The organism is Kutzneria viridogrisea DSM 43870 (assembly GCF_000525635.1).
In the GTDB taxonomy this organism is placed as follows: Bacteria; Actinomycetota; Actinomycetes; order Mycobacteriales; family Pseudonocardiaceae; genus Kutzneria; species Kutzneria viridogrisea.
In genome coordinates, this window is sequence record NZ_CP007155.1 from 3,597,872 (window position 1) to 3,610,312 (window position 12,441).

At 71.7% G+C, this 12,441-nt stretch carries 11 protein-coding genes; 4 read left to right on the forward strand and 7 right to left on the reverse strand.

Translation table 11 applies throughout. From position 1 onward, the window contains the following. Window positions 1–2 precede the first annotated feature (2 nt). The gene (locus KALB_RS43940; RefSeq protein WP_051913028.1) at window positions 3–2,054 is read right to left on the reverse strand and encodes a caspase family protein; all 2,052 of its coding nucleotides are present in this window, start codon (window positions 2,052–2,054) and stop codon (window positions 3–5) included. A gap of 21 nt (window positions 2,055–2,075) precedes the next feature. Then, complete coding sequence (locus KALB_RS16195) at window positions 2,076–3,161, reverse strand: glycoside hydrolase family 88 protein (RefSeq protein WP_025356758.1); 1,086 nt, start codon at window positions 3,159–3,161, stop codon at window positions 2,076–2,078. Window positions 3,162–3,301: 140 nt separating this feature from the next. Here KALB_RS16195 and KALB_RS16200 point away from each other — a divergent pair, with 140 nt between their 5' ends. Then, the gene (locus KALB_RS16200) at window positions 3,302–3,940 is read left to right on the forward strand and encodes a nitroreductase family protein (protein ID WP_025356759.1); all 639 of its coding nucleotides are present in this window, start codon (window positions 3,302–3,304) and stop codon (window positions 3,938–3,940) included. Between the two features lie 7 nt (window positions 3,941–3,947). Here the strand turns inward: KALB_RS16200 and KALB_RS43945 are convergent, their stop codons facing one another. Further along, window positions 3,948–5,195, reverse strand: a complete 1,248-nt coding sequence (locus KALB_RS43945) for an extracellular solute-binding protein (RefSeq protein ID WP_158510751.1) — start codon at window positions 5,193–5,195, stop codon at window positions 3,948–3,950. 195 nt (window positions 5,196–5,390) lie between these two features. Here KALB_RS43945 and KALB_RS16210 point away from each other — a divergent pair, with 195 nt between their 5' ends. Next, window positions 5,391–6,938 carry a serine/threonine-protein kinase gene (locus KALB_RS16210; protein ID WP_025356761.1) on the forward strand — a complete coding sequence of 516 codons (1,548 nt, stop codon included), beginning with the start codon at window positions 5,391–5,393 and terminating at the stop codon, window positions 6,936–6,938. A gap of 84 nt (window positions 6,939–7,022) precedes the next feature. Here KALB_RS16210 and KALB_RS16215 read toward each other — a convergent pair whose 3' ends face one another. Further along, window positions 7,023–7,511, reverse strand: a complete 489-nt coding sequence (locus tag KALB_RS16215) for a glutathione peroxidase (RefSeq protein WP_025356762.1) — start codon at window positions 7,509–7,511, stop codon at window positions 7,023–7,025. A gap of 10 nt (window positions 7,512–7,521) precedes the next feature. After that, window positions 7,522–8,169 (reverse strand): TetR/AcrR family transcriptional regulator, encoded by a 648-nt coding sequence (locus KALB_RS16220; protein WP_025356763.1) that lies wholly within the window; start codon window positions 8,167–8,169, stop codon window positions 7,522–7,524. 71 nt (window positions 8,170–8,240) lie between these two features. Between KALB_RS16220 and KALB_RS16225 the strand changes: the two genes are divergently transcribed. Continuing rightward, window positions 8,241–9,662, forward strand: coding sequence for an amidase (locus tag KALB_RS16225; RefSeq protein ID WP_025356764.1), 1,422 nt, complete (start codon window positions 8,241–8,243; stop codon window positions 9,660–9,662). A 44-nt stretch (window positions 9,663–9,706) separates the two neighbouring features. On the opposite strand, the gene KALB_RS16230 is transcribed toward KALB_RS16225, so the two are convergent. Beyond that, entirely contained in the window at window positions 9,707–10,561 is an 855-nt protein-coding gene (locus tag KALB_RS16230) for a C1 family peptidase (protein ID WP_042220398.1), read from the reverse strand. A 183-nt stretch (window positions 10,562–10,744) separates the two neighbouring features. On the opposite strand from KALB_RS16230, the gene KALB_RS16235 reads away from it, so the two are divergent. After that, window positions 10,745–11,728 carry a helix-turn-helix transcriptional regulator gene (locus KALB_RS16235; RefSeq protein WP_025356766.1) on the forward strand — a complete coding sequence of 328 codons (984 nt, stop codon included), beginning with the start codon at window positions 10,745–10,747 and terminating at the stop codon, window positions 11,726–11,728. Between the two features lie 30 nt (window positions 11,729–11,758). On the opposite strand, the gene KALB_RS16240 is transcribed toward KALB_RS16235, so the two are convergent. Continuing rightward, complete coding sequence (locus tag KALB_RS16240) at window positions 11,759–12,400, reverse strand: DsbA family oxidoreductase (RefSeq protein ID WP_025356767.1); 642 nt, start codon at window positions 12,398–12,400, stop codon at window positions 11,759–11,761. Window positions 12,401–12,441 lie beyond the last annotated feature (41 nt).

Here is a 12,441-nt window from a genome sequence, read left to right on the forward strand (position 1 = left end):
GATCACCGTAGCCTGCCGCGCAGCACCACCCAGGTCGTCCCGGCCTGCGCGGCCAGCACGATCGCCCGCAGCAGCACCCACCAGCCCGCGGACAGCCCCGCGCCCCACACGTCGTTGCCCAGGTAGGTGAACGCCGGACCCATCAGCAGCGAGCTGAGCATGAGGAACAACTCGGGCGCCACGAGCGTGACCAGCGCGGCGCGCACGAACAGGTTCTGGTCCGCGGTCAGCCGACGGCTCAGCACGGCGTACAGGCACAGCCCCGCGGTCGGCAGCACCGCCAGCAGCCCGCCGAGCACCCCGGTCGCGTCGGCCAGCGTGCTGCCGTACTCCTGCGAGGGGATCGCCACGAACAGCAGGAACAGTTGCAGAGCGGCGGCCCCGATGGGCACCCAGGCCAGCGGGCGGACCGTGGGCGGCACCAGGTCCAACCTGCGCGGCACCTCGCGCAACGGCCAGAGCCGGATGCCCAGCGCGGCCAGGAACGCCACCACGGCGAGAAACTCCAGCCAGGCCACCGCGGAGGACCTGCCGTGCAGGGAGATCACCCCGTCGGCGAGGAAGAACGCGGCGTACGCGGTGACGATCCCGTGGCCGACGACCCGCTGGGAGCCCTCGCGCTCCATCAGCACCAGCCCGGTGGCGAGCAGGCCGAACAGCAGCACGTTGTAGAGCAGACCGAGCAGGCTGGAGGCGTGCAGCATGTCCCCGGTGATGCCCAGCGTGGTCGCGCACAGCACCACCGAGATCGCGGCGAGGGCCTGCCAGCGCCGCGCGAAGCCCAGGTCCGGCATGCCGACCGTGGCACGTGGCCACCAGCGGGCCGCGGGGCGGCACAGCACCGGCACGCTGAACTGCCCGATCTTCGTCGTGATCGAGATCGACCCGCGCAGCTCCCCGTACCCCTCGGGCAGCGCGCCGGGGTCCACGGTGACCCGCAACGCCGTGCCGGACTGCTCGATGCGCAGCCAAGGATCGGTGGTCGTTGCCCGGAAGTGCCTTGACAGCGCGGATCCGACCAGCTGCACCACCTGCTGCGGCTCCTCGGTGAGGTCCACCCCCGGCACGGTTGGCCGCAGCTGGGCCTCGGCGATCGCGTTGGCGGCACTGGTCTGCACGCTGATGCTGTCGTCGGAGGTCATGCGCTGCAACACCTCCAGCGCCCCGGCCGCCGCGGACACGTCCTCGCCCAACAGGATCGCGCGCAGCTGCGACACGGCGCCGAGCCGGTCGTCCACCAGCGGGGCGGCCGACTGCGCGGCCAACTGCTCGGGCACGGGCCGCGCCGTGATCCGACTGGCCGCGGGGGTCCACGCCACCCGGATCCGGCCCTGCACCCCGGACTCCCACTTGCTCGGGGTCTGCGCCGAAGTCCGTTGCCGCACCTGGGAGAGCACGTAGTCGAACAGTTCGGTGAGGTCGACCTCGCCGTCCCCGTTGGCGTCCGCCTCACCGGTGGCCAGGCCTCGCACGACGGCGCTGGTGAACACCGAGGGCTGCTGCCCGGACCCGGCCAGTGCCTCGCCCTCGAAGGCGTACTGGGTCGCCGTGGTGGAGGTGATCACCACTCGGCCGCGGTCCTGCGGCTGTGGGAAGGACTCCTGCACGTCCACGGCGTCCGCGGCGGCGCGCACCACCGTGCCCTTGGCGAAGGCCCCGCCGTAGCAGCAGTCCAGCAGCAGCGCGATCCGGTTCGCCCGGCTGCCGGTCATCTCCTCGTTGACGAACCGGGCGGGCAGCCCGGTGGCGGTGAGCCGGTGCGGCTCGGTGTCCGCACCGGCCAGGTACAACTCGCCGTTGGCGCTCTTGAGGCCGTGGCAGGCGAAGTGCAGCAGCAGCACGTCGTCCCGCTCGGCCGTGGCGAAGAAGTCGGCCACCTCACCCCGGATGACGTGCGCGGGCTGGTTGTGGCTGACGGTCACCTCGAACGCGCCGAGCTGAGGATCGCCCAGCACCCCGGTGAGCGCCTGCACGTCGTGCACCGGGGAGCCGAGCTGCCGCAGACCGCTGTGGTCGTAGGTGTCGACGGCGATGATCAGCGCGCGGCGGGTCATGGCGCGCATGGTAGAGGTTGATCAGCAGCCCGTGGTCGACTTCGCGACCTGTTGCCCCGCCAGCAGGAACGCGCCCACCCCGTAGGCGGCGGTGTCGGTGGCCCTCACCGGCTGGTGGTCCGAGGGCTTGGCGCCCACGCCCTGCACGTAGCCCAGCAGACCGCTGGGCTGCAACGCCTTGGTGGTCAGCGCGGTCCACGCCTTGTCCACCACCGGCTTGTAGGTGGCCGCCGGCAGCAGGCCCGCGTTCACACCCCAGGCCAGGCCGTAGGTGAAGAAGGCGGTGCCGCTGGTCTCCGGACCCGGGTGGTCCTGCGGGTTGCCCAGGTTGACGTTCCAGAACCCGTCCGCGCGCTGCACCGACTTCAGCGCCGCCGCCATCTTGGTGAACACCCGCACGTACTCCGGGCGGCGCGGGTCGGTGGCGGGCAGTGCCTGCAGCACCTTGGTCAGCGCGGAGATCGCCCAGCCGTTGCCCCGCGACCAGTACGTGTTGGTGCCCACGAAGCCCGCGTCCCGCCACCAGAACCCGGTGCGCTCGTCGAACAGGCCGTGCCCGCCAGCCTGCTTCTCGGTGTAGTGGAACAGCTTCTGCATCGCGGCCAGGTCGGCCTCACTGTTGTCCAGCACGCCAAGCCGTGCGAAGGAGGGCATCGCCATGTTCAACGCGTCCACGTAGTTCCAGTACGAGGTGTGGCCCTGGTTCACGCTGGCCACCTCCTCGGCGACCCGCTGGCGCAGCGCGGCCAGGCTCGGCGGGTCCGGGTGGAAGTAGGTGTACAGGTCCAGGTAGGCCTCGCCGGCCGCCTCGAAGTCGGGGAAGAACGGCCGCTTCGGGTCGGTCTGCAACCCGAACTTGTTGGCCTGGGCCCAGGGCAGGGTCTTGTGGTTGGACTCCCCGCTGGTGCGCACCAACGCCAGGTTGCCCACATGGAAGGTGGCGTTCTGCCAGGAGTTGCTCGCCTGGTCGGGGCCGTTGGCCACCCAGTAGGCGTCGGCGGCCTGCATCGGCGCGACCACCGGGCACTGGTGCGGCTCCGCCGAGGCGGTACCCACCAGGATCGTGCTGCTCATGACCAGCGCGGTGAGCGCGGCTGCGAGCTTCATGCGTCCTCCTCGGTGCACGACAGGACGCGGCGGTGCGGGTATTCAACCACGAACACGTGTAGTGGCGCTTCACGGTGAACGCAGTTCAGGTACCTGGACGCGGTGGCATTTCCGCTGGTAGTCCTAGGTGTATGAGCGAGATGTCGGCGCGGGCCGTCCTGACCACAACCCGATCCGTGCGGCGCAGGCTGGACCTGGACCGGCCGGTGGACCTGGCCGTGGTGCGCGACTGCCTGGAGGTGGCCCTGCAGGCGCCCAGCGGGTCCAACGCCCAGCGCTGGCACTGGCTCGTGCTCACCGACCCGGACCAGCGCGCCGCCGTGGGCCAGGTGTACCGGCGGGCCTGCCTGGAGTACCTGGACTCACCGGGGGCCGCCGGGCGGCTGCACGAGCAGGACCCCGAGCGCAGCGCCGTGCAGCAGCGGGTGCACTCCAGCGTGGCGCACCTGGCCGAGGTGATGGGCCGGGTGCCCGTGCTGGTGATCCCGTGCCTGCGGGTGCCCGGCGGCGGGCTGCCCGAGGGCAACCAGGCGGGCCTGTGGGGTTCGCTGCTGCCCGCCGCCTGGAGCTACATGCTCGCCGCCCGCGCTCGCGGGCTGGCCACCGCGTGGACCACGCTGCACCTGGCCCACGAGCGCGAGGTCGCCGAGATCCTCGGGCTGCCCGCCGACGTGCACCAGGGCGCCCTGATCCCCACCGCCCACCACACCGGCACCGGCTTCAAGCCCGCACCCCGGCAACCCCTGGACGAGGTGCTGCACCTCAACAAGTGGGCGTGAAGGTGGCTCACCCGGTGGAGTTCAGCAACTGAGTGATCTTCTCGTCCGCGGTGGCCGCAGCGGCGGCGGGAGTGACCCAGCCGCTGCGGATGGACTGGAACATGTTCTGCACGATGTTCGCGTTGTCCACCGCCGACCAGCGGGGTGAGGCCGGGGTGAACCAGCTGTGCTGGGCCGCGGCCAGCTCCACCGCGGTGATGCCACCAACCATGGTCGACAGCGCGCTGCTGTTGGGCACCAGCCCGCTCTGCCCCAGCAGCCCCTCGTACTGCGTCCCGGTGATCAGCTTGATCCATTCGGCGGCCAGCGCGGTGCGCTGGGTCGTCTTGGGCACCACCAGGTTCGAGCCGCCGAGGAACACCGGGGCCGGTCCGCTCACACCCGGCAGCGGGAACACGCCGAGCTGCTCGCCCAGCTGCGGGTACTTCTGCGCGACCTGCGCCGCGGTGGAGCCCTGGCCGATGACCATGGCGGCCCTGCCGGTGCCCAGCTGGTCCACGTTGGTGGTCTCGTCGGCGTCGGCGGGCACCCGGGACACGGCGGTGGCCAGCGACAGCCAGTTCTGCAACCCGGTGACGGACTTGGCCGTGGAGAGCGCTCCCACCCACTTGCCGTCCCGCTGGGTGGCGATGGAGCCGCCCGCGTCGAACACGAAGGACAGACCGGCGTACTGGTAGCGGCCGGGCAGCGACAGCCCGGAGAAGTCGGGGGCCGGGTTGGCGGCCATCAGCCTGAGCGCGTCGGCGCGCAGCTCGGCCACGGTGCCGGGTGGCTGACCGAGGCCGGCGCGCTGCCAGAGGTCCTTGCGGTAGATGACCACGCGGGCGCCGCCGTAGTAGGGCACGCCGTAGAGCTTGCCGCTGGAGGTGCCCGCCTCGCGCAGGCCGGCCAGCCAGGTCTCGGAGTTCTCGAAGTCCCGGCCGCTCAGGTCGGTCAGCTTGCCGCCCACCGCGTAGGCGACCACGTCGCTGTTGCCCATCTCCACCACGTCCGGCGGGGTGGCACTGGCCATGCCCGCCTCCCACCGGGTGGCCCTGCCGGACCAGGCGATGGTCTGCACGGTGACCCGCACCCCGGGGTGCAGGGTCTGGAACTGCTTGTTCACCTCGGCGACCACGCCGGGCGGGGCGCTGTCGGCCATCAACCACACGGTCAGCGCGCCCGCTGGTGCGGATGGCTCAGCGGCGCTGACCGAACAGGCCGAAAGGCCCAGCAGGGACAGTGCGGCCAGGGCGCGCACAGATCTTCGTCTCATCGAACCCACCTCGTGCATTCGCGGGTATTCCGCGGTGCGCGCAACGGTGACCCCCGGTTCGCGCCGTGTCAATGCCTCCGCCCGCACGGGCGTGGGTATCCTCTACGGCGGCTGCCCCTTGCCGGCTTCGCGCCGTCGCAGCCGCTTGCCGCGGTGCCCTTTCGGGGAGCACGCAACCAGGAACGAGGAGATGGCGTGACCGTCGATGGCCGGGTAGTCGCTGGGCGTTACCGCTTGGGCCGACGGATCGGCAGTGGGGCGATGGGTGTGGTGTGGCAGGCGCACGACGAGCTGCTGTACCGGACCGTCGCGGTCAAGCAGTTGCTGCTCCAGCCGGGGCAGAGCGAGGCCGAGGCCGACGAGGCCAAGCGCAGGGCCATGCGGGAGGGCCGGATCGCCGCGCGGCTCCAGCACCCCAACGCCGTGTCGGTGTTCGACGTGGTCGACGAGGGCGACGGCATGCCGTGGCTGGTCATGGAGTACGTGCCCTCCAAGAGCCTGTCCGCGGTGCTCGACGAGCGCGGCAGCCTGCCACCGCAGGAGGCCGCCCGCATCGGCATGCACGTGGCCTCCGCGCTGGCAGCCGCGCACGCCGCGGGCATCGTGCACCGGGATGTCAAGCCGGGCAACGTGTTGCTGGGCGAGGACGGCACGGTGAAGATCACCGACTTCGGCATCTCGCGCGCCGCTGGCGATGGCACGGTCACCGCGACCGGCATGCTCGCGGGCACCCCGGCCTACCTCGCGCCGGAGATCGCCAAGGGACACGACCCGACCCCGGCCTCCGACGTGTTCTCCCTCGCCGCCACGGTCTACGCCGCCGTGGAGGGCGTCCCGCCGTTCGGCCTGAGCGACAACCCGTTGGCGCTGCTGCACAAGGTGGCCTCCGGGCAGATCACCCCGCCGCAGCAGGCCGGCCTGCTGACCACCCCGCTGATGGAGCTGCTCGCCGCCGAGCCCACCGAGCGGGTGGACATGAACGCCGTGCGCGAGGCCATGGGCGCGGTCGCCAGCGGCCAGCACGCCCCCAGCTTCGTCGCCCACCAGCCCGCGCCCGCCACGGTCGCCGCCCAGCAGCGCCCGCACCAGCCCCCGCCGCCGCGCCAGCAGCCGCCCTCGCGGGCCACCAGCACCGCCGCGCTGCCCCCGGTGCGTCCCCCGCAGCAGCGCCCGGTGGGCGAGCCCGAGCCCTCGAAGCTCAACCGCGGCGCCGCCATCGGCGTGGCCCTGGCCGTGGTCGCCGCCGCCGTGGTCGGCGTGCTCGTGGTGCAGATGCTCAACTCGAAGCAGCAGAACAACGGCGGTACCGGTGGCGGTTCCCAGGGCGGCGGCACCTCGGCCACCAGCGGGCCGTCCACGACCGCATCGACGCTGCCCTCTCGCCAGCCGGTGACCAGCGATCCGACGGCTGAGCAGAGCGTGCAGCTCGTGCGCGACCTGTACTCGCAGCTCCCCTCGGGTGACCTGGCCGCTGCGTGGGCCATGTACACACCGGACTACCAGGCCAAGCTGGGGAGCGAGAGCGCCTGGAAGTCCACCCTGGCCAGCTCGATGCAGTCGATCAGCCTGAGCAATGTGCAGTCCAAGGGTGGCGATGTCTACGTGGTGGTGGCCGACGCGCACATCACCAAGAAGGACAACTCCAAGGTCAAGCAGCCGATGCTGTTCTCGATCCGCTGGGACGGCAAGCAGATCTTCGTCAACAACGAGACGAAGGTCGGCGCCGCCACCCCGGAGAGCTGAGCCGCACCGACCCGTACTGACATGTCATGAAGGTGCCGTTCGCGGCGTTCAACGCCGCGAACGGCACCTTCATGACATACGGCCTCAGCCCGCCAGGGCCTTCTCGATGGCCTCGATGACGGCGGGGTCCTCGGGCTCGGTGCGGGGGCGGATGCGGGCGGCCACCGAGCCCTCGGCGGTGACGAGGAACTTCTCGAAGTTCCACTGCACGTCACCGGCGGTGCCCTCGGCGTCGGCGCTGGCGGTCAGCTCGGCGTAGAGCGGGTGCCGGTCCGTCCCGTTGACCTCGATCTTCTCCATCATCGGGAAGGTGACCCCGTAGGTGGTGGAGCAGAACGTGGCGATCTCCTCGGAACTGCCCGGTTCCTGGCCCATGAACTGGTTGCACGGGAAGCCGACCACGGTCAGCCCGCGCTCGGCGTAGCGCTCCTGCAACCGCTCCAGTCCGGCGTACTGCGGGGTGAGCCCGCACTTCGAGGCCACGTTGACGATCAGCAGGGCCTTGCCGCCCAGCGCGGACAGGGTGGTGGTCTGCCCGTCGAGGGTGCGCAGCTCCACGTCCAGGATGCTCATGCCACCGAGCCTACCCACGGCCCGCGGGCACCGAGTCCAGCAGCACCTCGACGGTGGCGCGGAAACCGTCCCGGTCGAAGCCGACGGGGGCGATGCGCGGGCCGTAGCGGGCCAGCGCGGGGAAACCGACCGGGTCGGCGCCCAGGGTGATCACGCGGAAGGTCTCCAGGCCCTGCTCGACCTCGCGCGGGCCACGGGTGCGGGCGGCGGCGTGCGCGGAGATCAGCGACACGGCCATCGTCGCCAGCCGCTGGTACCACTCGGGGACGCGCTCCTCGGGCACCCCGGCGTCGTGCAGGGCCTGCAACAGCTCCTCGATCACCAGCCGGGTGCCCGGCCCGCTGGCGGGGTAGCGGCTGAAGTCCGCGGCGAGCTGGGGCAGTGCGGCGTGTGCGTCCCACACGCGCAGCGCCACCTCGGTGATCCGCTCGCGCCAGTCCCCGCGCCGCTGGTAGCCCGCCATGGCCTGGATCAGCACGTGGTCGATGACCGCGAGCAGCAGCTCGGTGCGGTTGCGGAAGTGCCGGTACAGGCTGGAGGAGTCGGTGCCCAGCTCGGCGGCCAGCTTGCGCATGCTGAACGAGTCGACGCCGCCCGCGTTGGACACCAGCTCCACGGCCGCGTCGAGGATGGTCTGCCTGCTCCACCGGTGCCGCATGTGGGCAGTCTATTGCGAGCATCTGTGCACGCACTATTGCACGCGGTGTGTGCATCGGCTTACATGTGCTGATGGCAGAGCTGCACGAGTTGACCGCACTGGAGCAGGCCGCGCGGGTGCGTTCCCGCGAGGTGAGCCCGGTGGAGCTGGTCGAGCACCACCTGGACCGGATCGCCCGCCTGGACGCCAAGGTGGGCGCGTTCGTCACGGTCACCGCCGAGTCCGCGCGCGAGCAGGCCCGCGCGGCCGAGCAGGCGGTGCTGGACACGCCCGCCGAGCAGCTGCCCCCGCTGCACGGCGTGCCCACGGCGATCAAGGACCTGGACATCACCGCGGGCGTGCCCACGGCCTTCGGCAGCGCGCCGATGGCCCAGTTCGTGCCCCCGGTGGACGCGCACGTGGTGGAAGCGCTGGCCGGGGCGGGCATGATCAGCCTGGGCAAGACGGCTACCCCGGAGTTCGGGCTCACCCCGCACAGCGCCACGGACCTGGGCATCGAAACGCGCACCCCGTGGAACCTGGACCACTCGGCGGGCGGCTCCAGCGGGGGAGCGGGTGCGGCGGTCGCGGCCGGGTTCGTGCCGGTGGCCCAGGGCAGCGACGGCGGCGGCTCGATCCGCATCCCGGCCAGCGTGTGCGGGCTGGTCGGCCTGAAACCCTCCTGGGGACGGGTCTCGGGCGGGCCGATGCCCGGCGACGCGGGCCGGTTGTCGGTGCGCGGCATGCTGACCAGGACCGTGCGCGACGCCGCTGCCACGCTCGACGTGCTGGCCGACTACGCGCCCGGCGCGCTGGTGCCGATCTCGCGGCCCGCCGACAGCTTCGCCTCCTACGCCGAGCGCGAGCCGGGCAGGCTGCGCATCGGCCGGTTCACCGCGGCGCCGACCGGGGTGCCGGTCGACCCCGAGTGCGTGCGGGCCTGCGAGATCGCCACCGACCTGCTCACGGACTCCGGGCACGTGGTGGAGGACATCACCTACCCGGTGGGCCCGGAGTTCAGCGGGCTGTTCCTCACGCTGTGGGCGGTGCTCGCCGTCGGCGTCCCGGTGCCGCCCGAGTCGGAGCAGGCGCTGCGGCCGGTGACCAGGACCCTGCGCGAGCACGGCAAGTCCGTGACCGCTGCCCAGTTCGCCGCCGCGCTCGGTGCCGTGCAGACCGCCGCGCGGACCATCCTCGACCAGACCGCGCAGTACGACGTGGTGCTCTGCCCGACCCTGGCCCTGCCACCCCGGCCCGCTGGCTGGTTCACCGAGACCGGCGACCCCGCGGAGGAGTTCGCCCGCGCCGAGCAGTTCGTGCCCTTCACCCCGGCGCAGAACGTCACCGGTCAGCCCGCGATCTCGCTGCCGGTGCACTGGACCGAGGACGGCCTGCCCATCGGCGTGATGCTCGCCGGGCGGCCCGCCGACGAGGCCACGCTGATCTCGCTCAGCGCCCAGTTGGAGGCCCAGTGCGGCTGGGCCGACCGGCACGCCCCGATCTGGACCGACTGAGCCCGGTCGGCCGGTGGCGGGCGGGCCCACCACCGGCCACGGCCTCAGGAGGTCACGAGGGCGCCCACGCTGTGCGCGTCCAGCACTGCGCTGGTGAGGTAGCTCCAGGACAGGTTGACGAACCCGCCGTCACCCCAGCCGGTGCCCCAGGAGTTCTCCACGCGAACCCCCTGGGAGTTGTAGCCGATGATCGTCACCTCGTGGCTGCCCACCGATTTCTCGCTGGCGCCGGGCCGGTAGCTGTAATCCCGCGCGGCCTGGCCCTTCAGCTTGTCGAACGAGGGGTACACGTCGAAGGAGAAGATGACCGGGTTCCCCTGGGAAATGGCATTCTGGACATCGGTCCGTAATCCGCTCCCGGTACGCAGGTTGCTGTAGCCGGAGATGTGCCAGTTCCACGCGTTCGCGCGTTGAGCTCTCGTTGGCTGGGTCGTGTAGTCGTAGTCGCCCTGCCAGTAGTCGGACTCGGAGTCGATGCCCTGGTTGTAGGCGATGTCCAGGGTGTCCTCCGGCCAGGTCCCGACGTTCTGGCCGCGCACCAGCTGGGCGTAGCTGTACATCGGCGCGTTGGGGCCACCCGTGATGCCCTGCTCGTTCTCCAGCAGGCCCATGGCGCTGTGCGCGATGGCCCAGGACACACAGGAGTTGACCTGGCCCTGGTCGCCGGGGGTCAGCGCGTAGTCCGCCAGGGTCCAGCTGGCCGGTGCCGAGGCGGCGGCCAGCGCCGCCGCGCGCGCCGGGGCGGCCGCGGGCGCCGTCCGGTGGGAATGCGAGTGGCCGGTCTTGGCCCCCATTCCGTGCAGCGGCGCGGGAGCCGCGGATGCGGTGGGAGCGAGGGCGACGAGGCTTGTCGAAATGGCGGCCGCGAGCACGGCCTTGCCCACAACAGTTTTGAACATTGATCATCCTTCAGTGCAGGGAAGGGCTGCGCACGGTGGCCCACTGAATCGGAATCTGTCGTGCAGGGAATGCGTCTTGGCAATCAGGGAATGTGTGCGCTGTGATGGTTATACGCTCGGCGCGAGGCGGGTGGTGGCGCTTGTGCGCCACTGGCGCTGACACGCCACGGATGTCGAAGGGACGTGGTCGCCCTGGAGCCCCTGCCGCTTCAGTTGCACAGCCTCGGGCTGGGCGAGTTCGCCGCCGAGGTCTACGCCCACCTGCTGCACAGCGGGGCCCGCACACCGGAGGCGCTGGCCGCCGAGCTGGACCGGCCGGTCGACGGGGTCCGCGGGGCCGTGCTGGACCTGGCCGAACTCGGCATGGCGACCCTGCCCGCGCCGGAGCAGGCCGTGTCCCCGCTCGACCCGGCCTCCGCGCTCGCGTTGCTGGCCCGTCGCCGCGAGGCCGAGTTCGCCGTCGCCGCGCACAGCGCCATCGCCCGCTACGAGACCTACCGCCGCGGCACCGGGGTGGTGGCCGGACCCGAGGTGGTCGAGGTCCTCACCGACGACACCGTGCAGCGCGCGGTGATCGAGTTGCAGCAGAGCGCCGTGCACCGGGTGCGCGCGCTGGACACCGCGCCGTACGGGGCCCCCAGCTACGACAACCCCGCCGAGATCGCCAACCTGGCCCGCGGGGTGGTGCACCGGGTCGTCTACGCCCAGGCCTCGGTGGAGGACGCGCAGCGGTACCGGCAGAACATCCAGCCGTGCATCGCCGCCGGGGAGCAGGCGCGGGTGGTCGCCTCGGTCCCGGTGAAGCTGATGATCGTCGACGACCGGGTGGCGCTGGTCTCCTTCAGCTCAGCCGATTCCGACTACAACCGCACCGCCCTGCTAGTCCGCCGGTGCAGCCTGCTGCCCGCGCTGGCCGCCCTGTTCGAGGCGTGCTGGCGGGTGGCCACCCCGCTGACCGGAACCGGCGGCTCGACGCACGGGATCCACTCCGGCGAGCGGCAGCTGCTGAGGCTGCTCGCCGCCGGGGCCACCGACGAGATCGCCGCGCGCAACCTCGGCATCAGCAGGCGGACCGTCACCCGCAGGATCGAGCGGCTGATGGCGGTCACCGGAGCGACGAGCCGCTTCCAGCTCGCGTTGAAGGCCGTCGAGGAGCGCTGGATCTAGTGCGGTGTCCGAGGGTTGCCGGACACCGCACTAGCCTCGGGTTTCCTGCCAGGCCTGGGTCAGCGCCTTGCCGAACAGCTCGGCGGGCTGCGCGCCGGAGACCCCGTAGCGCTCGTCGATCACGAAGAACGGCACGGCGGTGGCACCCAGCTGCTGGGCCTGCCGCCCGTCCTCGGCCACGGCCTGGGCGTAGGTGCCCTCGGTGAGCACCCGGCGGGCCTCCCGCGAGTCCAGCCCCGCCTCCTCGGCCAGCGCGACCAGCGAGTCGTGGTCGAACAGGGACCGCTGCTCGGTGAAGTGCGCCCGGTACAGCCGCTCGATCACCTTGTCCGCCAAGCCTTCCCGCGCGCCCAGGTGCACCAGCTGGTGTGCGTCCACGGTGTTGCCGGTGCGGATGCCCGTCAGGTTGTAGTCCAGCCCGTCCTCGGCGGCGGTCCGTTCCATGTTCGCCTCCACCGCCTCGGCCTCGGCGGGGGACATGCCGTACTTGGCGCTGAGCACCTCGACCTGGGGCTTGGACTGGCCAGCGGGAAAGCCGGGGTCCAACTGGAACGAGTGGTGCACGACCTCGACCTGCTCGCGGTGCTCGAACTCGGCCAGCGCGCGCTCGAACCGGCGCTTGCCCACGTAGCACCAGGGGCACACCAGATCCGACCAGATGTCCACGCGCACGGTGAATCCCTTCCCACGAAAGTACGAACCACATAGTACAT